At 70.1% G+C, this 17,420-nt stretch carries 14 protein-coding genes and 1 pseudogene; 13 read left to right on the top strand and 2 right to left on the bottom strand.

From position 1 onward, the window contains the following. Positions 1-24 precede the first annotated feature (24 nt). Both AVCA_RS02515 and hslO read right to left on the bottom strand, forming a co-directional pair. Positions 25-1,569, bottom strand: a complete 1,545-nt coding sequence (locus tag AVCA_RS02515) for a phosphoenolpyruvate carboxykinase (RefSeq protein ID WP_041807502.1) — start codon at positions 1,567-1,569, stop codon at positions 25-27. 254 nt (positions 1,570-1,823) lie between these two features. Then, positions 1,824-2,717, bottom strand: coding sequence for an Hsp33 family molecular chaperone HslO (gene hslO / locus AVCA_RS02510; protein ID WP_012699224.1), 894 nt, complete (start codon positions 2,715-2,717; stop codon positions 1,824-1,826). 351 nt (positions 2,718-3,068) lie between these two features. On the opposite strand from hslO, the pseudogene AVCA_RS27205 reads away from it, so the two are divergent. From AVCA_RS27205 to AVCA_RS02445, 13 genes and pseudogenes are all read left to right on the top strand, one after another. Further along, positions 3,069-3,161: pseudogene (locus AVCA_RS27205) on the top strand (hypothetical protein); the annotation flags it as partial. Positions 3,162-3,247: 86 nt separating this feature from the next. Continuing rightward, positions 3,248-4,369: an NAD-dependent epimerase gene (locus AVCA_RS02500; RefSeq protein ID WP_012699222.1), complete on the top strand. Its 1,122-nt coding sequence runs from the start codon at positions 3,248-3,250 to the stop codon at positions 4,367-4,369. Positions 4,370-4,424: 55 nt separating this feature from the next. Next, positions 4,425-5,093 carry a sugar transferase gene (locus AVCA_RS02495; RefSeq protein ID WP_309299841.1) on the top strand — a complete coding sequence of 223 codons (669 nt, stop codon included), beginning with the start codon at positions 4,425-4,427 and terminating at the stop codon, positions 5,091-5,093. 42 nt (positions 5,094-5,135) lie between these two features. Then, positions 5,136-5,807, top strand: coding sequence for a CpsD/CapB family tyrosine-protein kinase (locus tag AVCA_RS02490; protein WP_012699220.1), 672 nt, complete (start codon positions 5,136-5,138; stop codon positions 5,805-5,807). A 28-nt stretch (positions 5,808-5,835) separates the two neighbouring features. Continuing rightward, positions 5,836-6,840: a polysaccharide biosynthesis/export family protein gene (locus AVCA_RS02485; RefSeq protein ID WP_012699219.1), complete on the top strand. Its 1,005-nt coding sequence runs from the start codon at positions 5,836-5,838 to the stop codon at positions 6,838-6,840. A 2-nt stretch (positions 6,841-6,842) separates the two neighbouring features. Beyond that, a complete protein-coding gene (locus AVCA_RS02480) occupies positions 6,843-8,432 on the top strand; it encodes a GumC family protein (protein WP_012699218.1) in 1,590 nt (529 codons plus the stop codon). Next, a complete protein-coding gene (locus AVCA_RS02475) occupies positions 8,405-9,517 on the top strand; it encodes a glycosyltransferase family 4 protein (RefSeq protein ID WP_012699217.1) in 1,113 nt (370 codons plus the stop codon). Before AVCA_RS02480 ends, AVCA_RS02475 begins: the two co-directional genes overlap by 28 nt. Positions 9,518-9,521: 4 nt before the next feature. Further along, a complete protein-coding gene (locus AVCA_RS02470) occupies positions 9,522-10,925 on the top strand; it encodes an O-antigen ligase family protein (protein WP_012699216.1) in 1,404 nt (467 codons plus the stop codon). After that, positions 10,922-11,887, top strand: coding sequence for a glycosyltransferase family 2 protein (locus tag AVCA_RS02465; protein ID WP_012699215.1), 966 nt, complete (start codon positions 10,922-10,924; stop codon positions 11,885-11,887). Before AVCA_RS02470 ends, AVCA_RS02465 begins: the two co-directional genes overlap by 4 nt. Then, entirely contained in the window at positions 11,880-13,031 is a 1,152-nt protein-coding gene (locus AVCA_RS02460) for a glycosyltransferase family 2 protein (protein ID WP_012699214.1), read from the top strand. The genes AVCA_RS02465 and AVCA_RS02460 overlap by 8 nt, the downstream gene beginning before the upstream one ends. 9 nt (positions 13,032-13,040) lie before the next feature. Continuing rightward, complete coding sequence (locus tag AVCA_RS02455) at positions 13,041-14,096, top strand: polysaccharide deacetylase family protein (RefSeq protein ID WP_012699213.1); 1,056 nt, start codon at positions 13,041-13,043, stop codon at positions 14,094-14,096. After that, entirely contained in the window at positions 14,093-15,394 is a 1,302-nt protein-coding gene (locus tag AVCA_RS02450; protein WP_012699212.1) for a lipopolysaccharide biosynthesis protein, read from the top strand. Before AVCA_RS02455 ends, AVCA_RS02450 begins: the two co-directional genes overlap by 4 nt. After that, positions 15,391-17,331, top strand: a complete 1,941-nt coding sequence (locus AVCA_RS02445; protein ID WP_012699211.1) for a hypothetical protein — start codon at positions 15,391-15,393, stop codon at positions 17,329-17,331. Before AVCA_RS02450 ends, AVCA_RS02445 begins: the two co-directional genes overlap by 4 nt. Positions 17,332-17,420: the final 89 nt, after the last annotated feature.

Genomic DNA, 17,420 nt, shown 5'->3' with positions numbered 1-17,420 from the left:
GGCTTCTTCACCAGGCGCGGCGGCTCAGAGCAACGGGCCGGCGTTGCGGATGGCGTCGGAGACGTCGAACTTCCTGAAGTTCTCGACGAACTGCCTGGCCAGGGCGCGGGCCGCCTCGTCGTAGGCGCTCTTGTCGGCCCAGGTGTTGCGCGGGTTGAGCAGTTCGGTGTCGATGCCCGGCACGGTTTTCGGCACGTCCAGGTTGATGATCGGCAGGCGCTCGGTCTCGACGCCGATCAGCGCGCCGCTCTGGATCGCCGCGATCACGCCGCGGGTGGTCGGGATGTTGAAGCGCTTGCCGACGCCGTAGCCACCGCCGGTCCAGCCGGTGTTGACCAGGTACACCTTGGAGTCGTAGCCCTGGATGCGCCTGATCAGCAGTTCGGCGTATTCGCCGGCCGGACGCGGGAAGAAGGGCGCGCCGAAGCAGGTGGAGAAGGTCGACTTGATGCCCTCGCCGGAACCCATCTCGGTGGAGCCGACCAGCGCCGTGTAGCCGGACAGGAAATGGTAGGCCGCCTGTTCGTTGTCGAGGATCGACACCGGGGGCAGCACGCCGGTCAGGTCGCAGGTGAGGAAGATCACCGCATTCGGCTCGCCGGCGCGGTTTTCCTGCACGCGCTTCTCGATCAGCTCGCGCGGGTAGGCGGCGCGGGTGTTCTGGGTCAGGCTGCCGTCGGCGTAGTCGGGCAGGCGCGAACGCTCGTCGAGCACCACGTTCTCCAGCACGGCGCCGAACTTGATGGCGTTCCAGATCACCGGCTCGTTCTTCTCGGACAGGTCGATGCACTTGGCATAGCAGCCGCCCTCGATGTTGAACACGGTGCCCACGCCCCAGCCGTGTTCGTCGTCGCCGATCAGGTAACGGCTCGGATCGGCGGACAGGGTGGTCTTGCCGGTTCCGGACAGGCCGAAGAACAGGGTCACGTCGCCCTCCTCGCCCATGTTGGCGGCGCAGTGCATCGGCAGCACGTCGACCTCCGGCAGCAGGAAGTTCTGCACGGAGAACATCGCCTTCTTCATCTCGCCGGCGTAGCGCATGCCGGCCAGCAGGACCTTCTTGGCGGCGAAGTTGATGATCACGCAGCCGTCCGAATTGGTGCCGTCGCGCTCCGGCACGCACTCGAAGTCGGGTGCGTTGAGGATTCGCCACTCGCCCTTGCCGGCGGGATTGAACTTGTCCGGGTTGATGAACAGGCAGCGGCCGAACAGGTTGTGCCAGGCGGTTTCGGTGGTCATCTTGACCGCCAGGTAGTATTCGGGATCGGCCCCTACATGCACGTGCGAAACGAAATGGTCACGCTCGGCGAGATAGGCTTCGACACGTTGCCAGAGGGCGTCGAACCTGTCGGTGGGGAAAGGACGGTTGATATTGCCCCAGGCGATCTTGTGCTGGCTGCCCGGTTCCTCGACGATGAAGCGGTCGCTCGGGGATCGCCCGGTGCGATGGCCGGTCCGCACCACCAGAGAGCCGTTGGCTGCCAGTTCGCCTTCTCCTCGGCGGATGGCTTCTTCTACCAGTTGCGCGGCGCTGATGTCGGTAAACACGGCTTGAGTGGCTTGCGTCATGTGCATCCGATCGGCTTGTGGCCGATTCCTCCATACGTTTTTGTAGCGCGACATCCGGTCGCGCTACAGGGAAAAGATAAAAAAAGTGCGGTCATTCTACCAGAAAAGCCGCCGATACAGTAGGAGCCGCCAGTCCGGCAAAGGTTCCGTGCCACTCCGTCCGCAGGCGAAAACCGATGGTCCGGCCGTGCCGAAAGCGGATTCGATCCGCTGAAGGAATCCGCCGCGCCACCGGGCGGCGGAGAGCCGACGCATCAGTGGCGGGTCGCCGAGGGCGCCCCGCTGCCGCCGCCGGCGAACAGTTGAGCGATATCGGTGGCATCGAACTCGTAGCGCTGGTTGCAAAACTGGCAATCGACCACCACCAGGCCGTCGCGCTCGCGCAGCAGTTGTTCGGCATCCGCCTGCCCCAGGCTGGACAGGGCGTTGGCCGAGCGCTCGCGCGAACAACTGCAGCGAAAGCGCAGCGGCAGCGGCTCGAACAGGCGTACCGCCTCCTGGTGGTAGAGCCGGCGCAACAGGGTCTCGTTGTCCAGCCCGAGCAGTTCCTCGGCGGTCAGGGTATCGGCCAGGGTGACCAGGTGCTCCCAGTTGAGCGTGCGCGCCTCGGCGTCCTTCAGGCGGTCGGCAGGCAGTTGCTGGAGCAGGAGGCCACGGGCGCGGCGACCGTCGGCATTGAGCCAGAAACGTGTCGGCAACTGCTCCGAATCGGCGAAATAACCGGACAGGCAGTCAGCCAGGCTCTCGCCCCGCAGCTCGACGATGCCCTGGTAGCGCTGGCCCCGGCGCGGGTCGATGGTCAGGGTCAGCAGGCCCTCGGGCATCAGTTCGCGCAGCCCGGCGCCGGGCTCCACCTGCTCGGCGTGATAACGGGCGATGCCGCGCACCTCGCGTTCGCTGGAACATTCCACCATGAGCAGGGGAATCGGTCCCGGGGAGCGCGCCTGCAGCACCAGCAGGCCATCGAACTTGAGGGTGCCGACCAGCAGCGCGGCGGCGGCGAGCATCTCGCCGAGCAGTTGGGCGACCGGCTCGGGATAGGGATGCTTGGCCAGCACCTCGGCGTAACTGCCGCGCAGGTCTGCCAGCTCGCCACGCACGTCGGTGTCGTCGAAGAGAAAGCGTTGGGTGAAATCGAAATCGGACATATCGGCTGGCCAATGGCAGGGAATGGAGCTGGCGACGGCCAGTGCTCGGAATCGCCACGAAGGGCGAGTCGCGACAAATTCTAGGAACACGGCCGGAAATCTCCAAGCCATGGGTGGTTCGCGGCTTCCCCGCGACGTGCCGCTCGTCGGTTGAACGGATGCTTTCCCGGCCCTGGCCAATACTCCAACCGCGCGGAAAACATGGAAAATCGATGGGTTATGGAGGGAAGTCGGGGGCAATCTCGCCATCCGGGGAACGTCAGGCAGGAACCGGGCCGTCTGCTTGACAGTGTCCTCGCCCAACCGCCTATACCTGTATCACTGCATCCACCTCGACGAGGCACGCCAAACATGGATGTGAGCGTTTTCGGTACCGGATACGTCGGCCTGCTCCAGGCGGCAGCCCTGGCCGCGGTCGGTCATCGCGCACGCCGCGTCGACATCGGCGAAACGGCGGTCGGTCGGCGCATCGAGAAGACGCAGCAGCGGAGCACCGGTCTGCCGTGGATCGATCCCCGGGCGGGTGCGCAATGAAAGTCCTGGTCACCGGCGCGGCCGGCTTCATCGGCGCCCATTGCGTGCGCCGGCTGCTGCTCGACGGCCACGAGGTGGTCGGCCTGGATAACTTCAACGACTACTACGACCCGGCCCTGAAGGAGGACCGGGTGCGCTGGATCTGCCGGGAAGCCGGCGACTTTCCCCTGTGGCGGCTGGATCTCGGCGATGCCGACGGCGTCGCCGGCCTGTTCGCCGCCCAGCGCCCGGAGGTGGTGGTGCACCTGGCCGCCCAGGCCGGCGTGCGCCATTCGCTGAGCGATCCGCACGCCTACGTGCGCAGCAACCTGGCCGGCTTCCTGAACATCCTCGAAGGCTGCCGCCGGCAGCCGGTGCAGCATCTGGTCTACGCCTCGTCCAGCTCGGTGTACGGCGCCAACCAGCACACGCCCCATTCGGTGCAGGACAACGTCGACCACCCGCTGTCGCTGTACGCCGCGAGCAAGAAGGCCAACGAACTGATGGCCCACAGCTACAGCTACCTGTTCGGCATTCCCGCCACCGGCTTGCGCTTCTTCACCGTCTACGGCCCCTGGGGCCGACCGGACATGTCGCCGATCCAGTTCGCCCGGGCCATCGTCGAAGGGCGGCCGCTGCGCCTGTTCAACTACGGCCGGCACCAGCGCGACTTCACCTACATCGACGACATCGTCGAAGGAGTGGTACGGCTGCTGCCGCAGCCGCCCCGTTCCGATCCGCACTGGGACCGCGAGCGGCCCCGGGCGGAAAGCAGCATGGCGCCCTGGCGCCTGTACAACATCGGCGGGCATCGACCGATCGCCCTCACCGACTACATCGACACCTTGGAAAGGCATCTGGGCCGCAAGGCCCTTCGGGAATTGCTGCCTTTGCAGCCCGGGGACGTGCTCGACACTTGTGCCGACGTCTCGGAATTGCAGCGGGACACCGGCTTTCAGCCCCAGGTAAGTCTCGAAGAAGGCCTCGCCCGATTCGTATCCTGGTTTTGCCACTACTACAGGATCGACAGCCCCGATGCCCCGGCCATTTCATCCGCCGCCGCGGACGGGGAGCTGTCGCGTGAGGTAATGCGCAATGAATGCCCCGGGAAACTCGTTTCAACAGCCCAGCTTCGTTAAGGACGGCCATTACACGCTCAAGGAAAAACGTACCGATCCCTCGCAGCGGGAGAAGATCCAGAACGCCCTCTGGGTCCACGATCGCGGCTGGTTCAGCGGCCGCCAGGGCGGCAGCCCCTGGAGCCTGTCCCGCACCAAGCGCCTCGGCGAGGCCTGCGCCGCCCTGCTGCTGCTGCTCCTGCTCTCCCCCCTGCTGCTCGGCATCGCCCTGCTGATCAGGCTGGACAGCTCCGGTCCCGTGCTGTTCGTCCAGCGGCGCACCGGCTTTCGCGGGCGCCGCTTCGGCATGTACAAGTTCCGCAGCATGGTGGCCGACGCCGAGGCCCTGAAGGACTCGCTGCGCCACCTGAACAAGCACGGCGCCGAAGCCATCGACTTCAAGATCGACGCCGACCCGCGGGTGACCGCGGTCGGCCGCTGGCTGCGCCGTACCAGCCTGGACGAGCTGCCCAACCTGATCAACGTGGTGCGCGGCGAGATGCGCCTGGTCGGGCCGCGCCCCACCTCGTTCAATGCCAGCCGCTACCACGAGCACCACCTGGGCCGGCTGAGCATCTATCCGGGCATGACCGGCCTCTGGCAGATCTCCGGACGCAGCGACGTCGATTTCGACGACCGGGTCGAACTCGACATGGACTACATCCGCCGTCAGGGCCCCCTGCTGGACCTGTGGATTCTGCTGAAAACCCCCGTCGAGGTGTTCCACGGCCACGGCGCCGCTTGAACCCTCATACCCCCAGGCAGAGCACGCATCAGGAGTCAGCCCATGACCATGCTCCGTTCCGAGCAGACCACGCTATTGCTGGAGCAGGACCGCCGCGTTCTCAACCCCAGCGAAGTCAACCTGGCGGCCACCCTGCTCGACCAGAACTGCCGCACCCTGCTGCTGATCGCCCCGACCAGCGGCTGTGGCACCACCACCTGCGCCCTGAGCATGGCCCGGCAACTGGCCGGCTCGGTCAAGGGCAAGCTCCTGCTGGTCGATGCCGGCCCCTCGGCCACCGGCCTCAGCTCGCGCCTGGGCATGGCGGCCGACCGCGGCCTGTTCGAGCTGCTGCAGAGCCAGCATCCGGAGGGCGAACTCCGCCACTGCATCCAGCGCCATCCCGAACTGCCCTTCGATCTGCTGCCGCTCGGCCAGCCTTCGGTGGCGGCCGGCCGCCTCACCGCCGAGGACCTGCAGTACCTGTTCGACTGCCTGGCGGCCCGCTACCGCTTCGTGGTGATCGACGCCGAGGCCGTCTACGGCGGCAGCAGCGGCCTGATCCTGGCGGCCATGGCCGACGCCGTGGCGCTGGTGGTGCGCGCCGAGGAAACCCGCTGGGAAGTCGCCCAGGCCGCCGTGCAGCGCCTGCGCCAGGCCAACGCCAGGCTGCTCGGCAGCGTGCTCAACGCCCGCCGGCTCTACCTGCCGAAATGGCTCTACCGGCTGCTCTGATCGGATCGCCCACAGGACGGACGCCACCATGAACAAGCCCCTGCTTTTCCTGCTCGCCCTCCTGGCCCTGGCCGGATGCAGCAGCCAGCGCTCGATTCCCGCCTACATCCTCACCGCCCCCGAGGACCAGGCCACGCACAGCGAACTGATCCCGGTGACCCAGGTACTGCGCCCGCAGGACGTGCTCGACGTGATCTTCCACATCGAGATGGATTCGCCCAACGCCTACCGCATCCAGCCGGGCGACCAACTGGAGATCCTGTTCGCCACCGCCAAGGGCCTGACCGGCATCAAGACGGTGATGCCCGACGGCACCGTCAATCTGGAATACGTCGGCAGCCTCCAGGTCGCCGGGCTCACCGTCGACGAGGCCCAGGCGCTGATGACCGAGCGCTACAAGGACACCCTGCGCACACCGCTGATCACCGTCTCGGTGGCCAAGGCGCAGACCCGCGCCCAGAACCTGCGCGACACCCTGTTCAGCCCGAACACCGGCATGAGCCGGGAAATCACCGTCGGCGCCGACGGCCGCGCGACCTTCCCGATGCTCGGCAGCATCCGCCTCGGCGGCATGAACAGCGACGAACTCGAAAAACTCCTGAACGAGCGCTACCGCGAGGAAGTCGGGCCGATCCAGGTCGACGTGCTGCTCAAGTCCACCGCCGCCAACGAGGTCTACATACTCGGCGAGGTCGGCCAGCCCGGCGCCTATCCGGTGCGCCGGCCGATCTCGGTGCTCGAGGCGCTGACCCTGGCGCGCGGCTACAACCCCGTCACCGCCGACCTGGAATCGGTGCTGATCCTGCATCGCGACGGCGAGCGGGTGGTGTCGCGCACCTACGACATGGAGGCGTTGCTCGACAACGACGCCGACAGCGTCGCCTACCTGCAGCCGGACGACCTGCTCTTCGTGCCGCGCAGCAGCCTCGCCGGCGCCGGCGACACCATGCGCCAACTGGCCGACGTGATGCTCTTCAGCGGCTTCAACTTCGGCTTCTCCTACCAGGTCGACGACAAGGACGAGGATGACTGACGATGGACGCCCTCAGGCACGAGAACTCCCCGCACGCCTTCTTCTCCGCGCTGTTCGCCAACCGCCGGCTGGTCAAGCGGGTATTCCTGGCCTTCGCCGCGCTCGCCCTGCTGCTGCCGCTGCTGCTCGGCCGCTCGTACGAGATCGGCGCGGAGGTCATGGTACAGTCGAAGAAGGTGGCCCAGACCGAACCCAACAGCGCCACCCTGCAGCAGGAGACCGACAAGTTCCTGCCGCCGACCCTGGCCGACATGGAAACCGAGAGCAGCATCCTGCGCTCGCCCGAACTGGTCCGGGCGACCCTCGAGTCGCTGATCCGCGAGGGCCACTTCGCCGAGGACAAGGGCCTGGCGGGCCGGCTGCGCGACTACCTGGCCGTGCCCCTGCGCGAGCATGTGCTCGACCCGCTGCGCACCGCCCTGGGCCTGGCCGCCGACGCGCCGCGCGACAACCGCCTGGACGAACTGACCCTGGCCATCCTGGAAGACCTCGAAATCATCCCGCTGCCAGGCTCCAACGTCATCGCCGTGCATTACCGCTCCGGCGACCCGGCCCTCGGCACCCTGTTCGTCAACCGCCTGCTCGACACCTACCTGGTCCGCCGCCATGCGCTGCACTCCAACGAACTGCCGGAAGCCTTCTACGAACAGAAGAAGACCCAGTACCAGGACCAGTTGAACGGCCTCGAAGCGCAACGGCTGGCCCTGCTCGAACGGATTCGCGCGGCCAACCCCGAGGAGGAAATCACCTTCCGCCTCAACGCCATCAACCAGGAAGAACAGGCCCTCAACCAGTACCGCGACCGCCTGCTGGAGAACCAGCGCTGGGTCGACTACCTGCAGGGCAACCTGGCCGTGGCGCGCAAGGCCAGGCTGACCGACTACGGCTTTCCCTACACCTTCGCCAACACCCTCGACAACGCCGCCTTCGAGGACCGCGAGATCCGCCAACTGGGCGACCGGCTGATCGAGCAGATCGGCCGCTACGGCGCCGAGACCGACATCTACAACCCGAACAGCGAGCCGATGAAGAACCTCCATGCGCAGATCAGCCGGACCCGCCAGCAATTCCTCCAGGTGATCGGCAACCGCATCAGCGAACGGCGCAAGGAACTGGAGATCATCTCCGGGGTGATCGCCCAGAAGACCACGCGCATCGAGGAATACCAGGCGCGCATCCGCGAGCTGCAGGACGCGCAGAGCGGCCTGCGCCAGCTCAACACCGAGATCGAGGCCCTGCACCAGGCCTTCTTCACCTACACCCAGCGCTACGAGGAAAGCCGCAGCCGCGCCCTGCTCGACGGCGGCCTGTCCAACGCCAAGGTGCTCAGCCGCCCCTTCGAGCCCAGCGAGGCGAGCTTTCCGCGGCCGCTGCAGATCATCCCTCTCGGCCTGCTCACCGCCCTGCTGCTGGCCGTCGCCGCGGGATGCCTGCGCGAATTCTTCGATCGCCGCTTCAAGTATCCCGGGCAGTTGCAGAGCCAGCTCGGCCTGCCCGTGCTGATGACCCTCAACGCCGAGCAGCCGGCCGCGCTGCCCAATCCGCACAAACCCGGGAGCCTGCCATGGATTCGACACTGGGCGAGCGACTGAGCGCCCGCCACCAGGACGCGCCGCTGCGGATCGCCCACCTGCTCGGCAGCGGCGGCTTCTACGGCCTGGAGCGGATGCTCCTCGAACACTGCCAGTACGCCCCCGGCCAGCACCGGGTGATACTGCTGGGCGGCCCGGAGTCGCTGGCCCAGCGCTTTCGCGAGGCCGGCGTGGAGCTGACCCGCTGCGGCGGCCTGGGCAGCCTGCTGCGCCAGTTGGGACAATCCGACGCACGGCCGGCACTGCTCAACGGCCACGGCTTCAAGGGGCTGGTCTACGGCTGGCTGGGCGCCCTGCTGCTCGGCCTGCCGCTGGTCGCCACCCAGCACGGCTTCACCCCGCGCAGCCGCAAGCAGCGCTTCTACGCCTGGCTCAGCCTGCAGTTGTGCCGCACCGCCCAGGTGCGCACCGTGGTCTGCGTGGCCACCAGCATCGCCTGCCTGCACCGCCAGGCCGGAGTGCGCGCCGGCAAGCTGCAGGTACTGCCCAACGGCCTGCCGCCGGCGCCCGCGGTCACCTACCTGCGCCCGCCGGGAGCGCCCGCCGCGCCGCTGATCGGCTTCGTCGGCCGCCTCAGCGCGGAAAAGGGCCCGGACCTGTTCGTCGAACTGGCCATCGAGCTGTGCTGCCGCGATCCCCGCCTGCACGCCGTGCTGCTCGGCGAAGGACCGCTGCGCGACGAATTGCAGGAGATCATCGACGCCGCCGGCCTGCACGAGCGCATCCTCCTGCCCGGCTACCGGACGGACCTGCCGGCCTGGCTGCGCGCCCTCGACGCGCTGGTCATCAGCTCGCGCAGCGAGGGCACGCCGATGGTACTGCTGGAAGCCATGCAGGCCGGAGTGCCGGTGGCGGCCTTCGCGGTGGGCGGCATTCCCGACGTGCTCGACCACGAGGCCAGCGGCCTGCTCAGCCCGCCCGGCGAGGTCGGCGACCTGACCCGCCAGGTGGCGCGCCTGCTGTTCGACAAGCCCCTCGGCCGGGCACTGAGCGAACGGGCCCGCCTCGCCCAGCAGCGCCACCACCACCTGCCGGCCCAGGCCGAACGCTGGCGCCAACTGTACCGCAACGCGGCCGGGGGCTGAGGCGATGGTTCTGGTCCTGCCCCTGGCGTTGATCGCCGGCCTCGCCTGCCTGCTGCTGCTGGCCGGCCCCCATCCCTACCTGGCGCCGCTGGTGCTGCCCGGCCTGGCGCTCCTGGTCGCGCTCTACCGCCAGCCGACCCTGGGCCTGCTGGCGCTGCTCGCCCTGGTGCCCTTCGAGGGCCTGTTCTCCGCCGCCGATGCGAGCGCCGGCGGCGGCGCGGGCGGCGGTGGCGGCCTCACCCTCAACAAGCTGCTGGGCCTGACGCTGATCGCCATCGCCGGACTGCAATTGCTGCTGCGCCGCCTGCCGGCGCAGCGCCTGCGCAGCAACCTGTGGCCGCCGCTGCTGGCCTTCCTCGCCTGGTACCTGCTCAGCCTGGCGTTCAGCAGCCACCTCGGCCTGTCGCTGCAGCACCTGCGCCAGCTCACCGGCGGCCTGACCCTGTTCGTCCTCGCCGTGCTGCTCGGCCGCGACCTCGACCTGTCGACCCTGGCGCGGGTGCTGGTGCTCTCGGTGGCCAGCACCTGCGCGCTGGCCCTGCTGAGCGGCGACGCTCCGCCGGACAGCAGGGCCAGCGGCCTGCTCGCCGACCCCAACTACTTCGCCCTGCTGATCAGCGTCGCCTTCCCGCTGGCGCTGCTTCTGGCGCTGCGCGCGCCGCGCCCGGCGCGGCGGCTGTTCTGGCTGGCCCTGCTGGCGCTGCTGCTGGCCACCCTCGTGCGCACCGGCTCGCGCTCCGGCCTGCTGGTGGCGCTGCTGACCGCCCTCATGTCCGCCTGGCACTACCGCGCCCGCCTGAAACACCTGCCGGGCCGCCATCTCGGCTGGCTGATCCTGGCCCTGGCGATCGCTCTGCCGCTCGCCCCCAGATTGCTGCCGGACAGTCTCGTCCAGCGCCTGGAAGCCCTGACCAGCCTGAGGTCCGGGGTCAACGCCCACGCCGACCCCTCCCTGGCCCGGCGCAGCGCCTATCTGCTGGTCGGCGGCCAGGTGCTCGCCGAGCACCCGCTGCTCGGCAGCGGTCCGGGCACCTTCCCCCTGGAATTCGCCAGGACCGGCTACGCCATCGCCTTCGCCGACCGGCCGCACCCCAACGACCTCTACCGTGAAGCGCACAACACCTACCTGGGCATGTTCAGCGAAACCGGCCTGCCCGGCGGCCTGCTGTTCGCCGGCCTGGTGACGCTCGCCCTGCGCAACTGCCTGGTCGCCCGCCGCCACTGGCTGGAGCGCGGCGACCCCGGGCGGGCGGCGCTGGCCGCCCACTTCGGCCTGTCCTGCCTGGCGCTGGCCTGCTTCCTGTTCTTCCTCAGCGTACCGAGCCACAAGTACCTCTGGGTGATGCTCGGAATAACCAGCCTGCTGCGCCTGCAGGCCGACGACGATGCCGCCGGAGGGCGACCATGAAACAGATCTCCATCGTCATTCCGACCCTCGACGAGGCCGCCCACCTCGGCCGCACCCTGGAAGCCGCGCGGCACGCCGCCGGACAGGCCGGCCTCGACTGCGAACTGATCGTCCCCGACAACGGCTCCCGCGACGGCAGCCAGGCTCTGGCCCGGCGTCTCGGCGCCCGCGTACTGGACTGCCCCGGCCTGAGCCTCGGCGCCCTGCGCAACCGCGGTGCGGCGGCGGCCGGCGGCGACTGTCTGGCCTTCCTCGACGCCGACATGGAAGTCCCCCCGGACTGGCTGACCACCTGGTGCGCGGTGCGCCGGGAGGACCGCGCCGATGTGCTCGGCCTGGTCCACCAGGCGCCGCCGCAGGCGCCCTGGTATGCCCGCGCCTGGTTGCAACGGCTGGCCGCCGAACGCGACCGGCCGGCGCTGCTGGACTGGCTGCCGACCGCCAACCTGTGCCTGGAGCGCGTCTGGTTCGAGCGCGCCGGCGGCTTCGACGAAAGCCTGCGCAGCGGCGAGGACAAGGACTTCGGCCTGCGCCTCGGCGAGGCCGGCGCACGCCTGCTCAGCCTGCCACGGCCGACCGTGCTGAACTGGGGCTTCGAAGGCAGTTGGCGCGAATGGCTGGGCAAGGAACTGTGGCGCCAGAACAGCCAGACGCAACTGTTGCGCAAGGGCCGCGCCAGCCTGCGCCGGCTGCGCTTCCCGCTGCTGGCGGCCGGGCACTGGACGCTCGACGCGCTGGCGCTGCTCTGCCTGCTGCTCGGCCAGCCGCTCGCCGCCCTCGTCGCCTTCGCCCTCGGCTGGCTGCCGGCCGGCCTGCTCAGCCTGCGCCACGCCTACACCCGCCGACGTCCGCTGCTGGCGGCGCGCCTGGCGCTCCTGCACTGGCTGCGCCTGCACGTCGCCGGCATCGCCCTGTTGATGGACCTGACCAACCTGAGCGCCCGGAGGCCTTCCCGTGGCTGAAACGATCTTCTGGCTGTGCCTGTCCCTGCCGCTCTTCGCCTGCCTGGGCTACCCCCTGCTGCTGGCTTGCTGCGCGCCTTTCCAGCGCCCGCCGCCCAGCGGTGCGCCGACGCCGCCGCCGCGGGTCAGCGTGATCGTCGCCGCCCACGACGAGGAACGGCACATCGGGGCCAAGCTGCGCTCGCTGCTGGACGACGACTACCCGCGCGAGCGGCGGCAGATCGTCGTCGCCAGCGACGGCTCGCGCGACGCCACCGTGGCCCTGGCCCGGCACATCGCCCAAGGCAATCCCTGGGATGACATCCGGGTGCTGGACCTGCCGCGCGGCGGCAAGGCCGCGGCGCTGAACGCCTCGGTGGCCCTGGCCTACGGCGAGATCCTGGTGTTCAGCGACGCCGACACCCTGTGGCACGGCGACACCCTGCGCCAGTTGATCGCGCCCTTCGCCGACCCGCGGGTCGGCGCCAGCGCCGGCAACGTGACCATCCCCGACGGCGGCCGGGCGCTGGCCATCGGCGACCGCGTCTACCGCGCCTACGAGACCTGGCTGCGCCGCCTGGAAAGCCGCAGCGGCTGCCTGGCCTCGGCCGACGGCGGCCTGCAGGCCCTGCGCCGCGAGCTGTTCCAGCCGGTGCCGGACGACGTCACCGACGACTTCTTCCTGGTCACCTGCGCGCCGCTGGCCGGGCGGCGCATCGTCTTCGCCGAGGCCGCGCGGGTCACCGACCGGGGCGTGGAGTCGGCGCAGGGCCAGTTCCGCCGCCGCCGGCGGATCACCGTCCAGGGCCTGCAGAGCCTGGCGCGCCGGCGCGAACTGCTCGACCCGGCCCGGCACGGCCTGTTCGCCCTGGCGCTGATCACCCACAAGCTGCTCCGCCGGTTCGCCCCGCTGCTGCTGGTTCCGTTGCTGGCGAGCAATCTCTGGCTGTGGGGCGCAGGCGGCTTCTACCGCTTCGCCCTGCTCGCCCAACTCGCCGGCTACGGGCTGGCGCTGATCGGCCTGCTCGGCCGCCACCGGCGCCTGCCCAGGCCCTTCCGCCTGGCCGCCTGCGCCCTGGTGACCCTGGGCGCCATGGGCGTCGGGGTCTGGCAGTTCCTCGGCGGCTACCGTTACCGGCAATGGAATCCACAACAGAGTCGATAGGGACCTCGCATGATGCTCAAGCAGATGATCAAGGCCGGCACCGGCTGGCTCTACCTCGATACCCCCGCGGGACGGCGCCTGCTGCGCGGGACCGGGACCATCCTGATGCTGCACCGGGTGGTGGCCGACGACGCCCTGGCGGACCTGCCGCACCGCAAGGAGCTGTGCATCGGCATGCAGGCCTTCGACCGTCTGCTGCTCTGGCTCGGACGGCACTTCGAGTGCGTGCCGCTCGCCGAACTGCTCGCCCCGGACGGACCGACGGACGGCCCGCCGCGCCTGGCCCTGACCTTCGACGACGGCTGGCGCGACAACGCCCTGCACGCCTTCCCGCTGCTCAAGGAGCACCGCATGCCGGCGAGCGTCTTCCTGTCCACCGACTTCATCGGCAGCACGCGGCGCTTCTGGTGGGAAGCCATCGGCGAAACCCTCTGGGGCAGCTTCGGCGAGGAAGCGCGCGAACGGCTCTGCGTGCGCTTGCGCCGCCATCTCGGCCCGCCGGACGAACTCCGCGCGGCGGCGCCCGAGCAGCCGCGCAGCCTGGCCCTCGACCGGTTCCTGCAGCGTCTGAAAAGCCTGCCGCCGGCCACCCTGCAGGCACTCGCCGACGACTGCCCGAGCCCAGCCGAGCCGCACGCCCTGGACTGGCGACAGGTGCGCGAGATGGAGGCCTCGGGACTGCTGCGCTTCGGCCCGCACGGCGCCAGCCACGCGATCCTCACCGGACTCGACGACGCCAGCCTGCGGGCCGAGCTGCACCGCTCCCACGAGGCCATCGCCACGCATTGCCGCGAGCCGCTGCCGGTCTACTGCTACCCCAACGGCGACCATGACGAGCGCGTGCGCGCCGCCCTCGCGTGCCTGGGCTACGGCCATGCGCTGAGCACCCGCCCCGGCCTGCACCACCAGCGCCAGGGAGCGCCGCTGTCGCTGCCGCGCATCGGCGTCTGCCAGCACAGCGCACGCCAGCCCGCCCTGCTCGGCTGGCGCATCCTGCAGGGCGCCCGCCGGCACGTCGCGCCGGCCCTGCTGGCGCTGCACACCAGCGAGGCATCGGGTCGATGACGCGCAACCAGTATCTCCGCCACCTGCTGCTCAGTATCGGCACCAGCCTGGCGATGCTGGCCCTGCGCCTGTTGCGCAACATCCTGCTGGCACGCATCCTCGGTCCCGCCGACCGCGGCCTGTTCGCCCTGCTCAGCGCCCTGCCGGAGCTGATCGGCGCGGTCACCAGCGGCGGGCTGAACACCGCCGTCGGCTACCAGGCCGCGCGCCAGCGGCCGATGGGGCTGCTGCTGACGCTGATGCTGCTTTACGGCTGCCTGGCCTCGGCGCTGGCCACCCTGCTCGGCGTCCGGGCGCTGGACGCCTTCGGCCCGGAACTGGCGATCACCGTCCAGCTCGGCCCCTTCGCCGGCTTGCTGCTGCTGGCCGTGCCGCTGTTCGTGCTGAAAAGCGCCCTGCTCACCCTGCACAACGCCGACGGCCGGGTCGGCGCCTTCAACGGCCTGCGCCTGCTGGAATCGCTGACGCCGCTGGTGCTGTTCCTCGCCCTGTTCTGGATATGGCCGCACGCCGCGCTGAATGCCGCGCTGATCGGCTGGCTCGGCGGCCTGGGCCTGGTGGTGGCGGTCGGCCTCTGCCTGCTCGCCCGCCACCACAGCATCCGTCCGCACTGGGATTCGGCGAGCCAGGGCGAACTGCTGCGCTTCGGCGGGCGCAGCCATCCCGACGTACTGTTCCAGCAGTTGCTGATGCGCGCCGACTACCTGCTCATCGGCCTGTTCCTCGACAGCCGGGCGCTGGGCTACTACGCCATGGCCACCGCCGCCGCCGAGCTGCTGTTCATCGTTCCCGAGGCGGTCACCACGCCCCTGATGAAACGCCTGCTGCAGCAGGGCGAGGGCATCGAACGGCTCACCCCGCTGGCCCTGCGCCTGACCGGCACCGTCATGCTCCTCGCCTGCCTGGGCATGGCGCTGGTCGGCGAGCGGCTGATCGTGCTGCTGTTCGGCGATGCCTTCCGTCCCGCCTACCCGGCCCTGCTGGCCCTGCTGCCCGGCATGTTCGGCCTGTGCTATTCGAGCATCCTGCGCCTGGACCTGCTCGGCAAGGAGCGCCCCGGCACCCTTTCCGTCCTCGCCGGCGGCGCCGCGGCCCTGAACCTGCTGCTGGCGGTGTCGCTGATCCCGGTGTGGGGCATCGTCGGCGCCGCGATCGCCTCGTCGGTCGCCTACGGCGCCCTGGCCCTGGCCATGCTGCTGCTCTACTGGCGGGTCAGCGGGGTCGACTTCGGCCAGACCCTGCTGATCCTGCCCGGCGACCTGCGCCTGCTGCGCGCGCAACGGGGGACGGCGATATGAACGGCTGGCGCATCCTGCTCTTCGGCGGCCTGCTGCTCGGCGCACAATTGCCGCCAGCGCCGGCCCAGGACTGGAGCGGCATCCGCGACGGCGCGCTGTACCTGCGCGCGCCGCAGGGCGACACCCTGCAGGTCGACTGGCGGCCGGCCTGGCAGGCCGAGGCCAACGCCGAGCACCTCTACCTGCAGGCCGGCGACGGCCGCCTGCTCGCCCAGCGCGACATCGCCGCCGCGGAAACCCGCGGCAGCCAGCGCTGGACGCTGCCCGCCGGGAACGGCGACCTGCGCCTGGAGATCCCCGGCTACAGTTTCCGCCTCTACCGGGTCCGCCATGGCGACGACACCGCTGCGCTGTTCGAGCCGGTCAAGCAGCATTTCTGCGCCGAACTGCCGGCCGGCACGCAGTTGTACTTCCGTGTGCGCGCCGGCGAACGCGCGGTGCTCGCCGGCAAGTACCACGGCGGCGTCGACGGCCTGCACGTCGAGCGCCTGAGCGACGGCCACCAGCTCGACCTGCCGCTGTCGCGCGACAGCCACTACAGCCGCAGCGACCGCATCGAGCTGCCCGTTGCCGAGCGGGACCAGGTGTGGAGCCTGCGCCTGCGCGGGCACGGCAAGGCCGCCTTCTGGCTGGACGGCAGCGCCAACCTGTTCGCCCGGCGCCCGGAACACCTGTTCAGCCCCGAACTGGAGCGGGGCCGGGTCGGGCTGACGCTGCACGACGAGGTCGCCGGCCCCACGCCCCGGCTCGGCGTGGGCCTGCCCTACACGCCGCCGGAGGCGCCCGAACTGCTCGCCCGGCTGGCGCCGCGCGCGGCCAACCACTACAGCTTCGTCGACGTCACGGTGCGCCGCCCGCACCACGAGCAGGCCTTCCGCCCGCTGTACTTCACGCGCTACGGCATCGACGCCGACAGCACCCTGCTGTCGCAGACCGGCCGCCGCTCGGTGCTCGAGGCCGACGACGCCAGCCATGCCGGACTCGCCGCCTGGATCGACGGCATCCGCGCGCTCGGCGGCGCCGGCCGCCACTACATCTCCTTCGCCGACGAGCCCAACCTCAGCTATCCCGACTACCCCAGCTTCGCCAGCTACTTCGCCGCCATGGCCCGCCAGGTCCGCGCGACGGCCGGCGCGCGCGAGGCCGGCATCCGCATCGCGGTGCCGGCCTCCTCGCGCCTGGTCAACGGCCCGACCAGCGCCGACGCCAGCGCGCGCCGCGGCCTGGACTGGGCGCGCCGGCTGCTGGCCTCGCACGACGAGGAAATCGACGCCCTGGCCTGGCACGAATGGATGGTCCGCGACCTGCGCGCCACCCGCGTCTATCGCGACAGCGTGCGCCAGGCCGCGCAACTGGTCGGCCTGGACGAGCACGGCCGGCCGCGCAAGGCCCTGCTGCTGGAGCAGACCAACCTGTCCAGCGGCAACGACGTCAGCCCCTACGAGCAGGAAACCCGCTTCGCCGCGCTCTGGTGGGCCTCGGTGGCGATCAACGCGGCCCAGGACGGCCTGCTCGAACAGCTCAACTGGTTCCTCGCCACCGACGACGAAGAGCACTTCAAGGGCATGATCGGCCGGACCGGCGACGGCCGCTACGTGCTCAAACCGGTCGGCGAGGCCATGGCTTTCATGCAGCGGCACTGGCAGCAGGAAGTCCTGCGCTTGGACAACGACGCCTTCGAGGTGGACACGCTGGCCATGCGCACGGGTTCCCGTCTGGTCCTGTTCGGCGTGAACAAGACGCCACGACGCCAGGAGGTACGCCTGAGCGGCGCCCCCCTGGCCTGCCATGCCCAGGAGCCGCCGCGCCTGCGCCTGTTCGACGCGGAGGCGCCCGACGCGACGTCCGACGCGGCTGTCCTCGACTGCACGCAGCGACCATGGCGCTTCGGCCTGCCGGGGGAAAGCCTCTTCGTCCTCGAATGGACGGCGCCCTGAGCCCCCGGGCCGGGTGGCGCCGCAAGGGCCGGCCCGGTCCCCGGCGCGGACGGCCGGAGACAAGCCGGGCACTCCGGCGCCCGGCTGCT

It is taken from the genome of Azotobacter vinelandii CA (assembly GCF_000380335.1).
Lineage (GTDB): Bacteria > Pseudomonadota > Gammaproteobacteria > Pseudomonadales > Pseudomonadaceae > Azotobacter > Azotobacter vinelandii.
The sequence above is the reverse complement of the archived record's forward strand: the minus strand, read 5'-3'. Positions and strand labels throughout refer to the sequence as shown.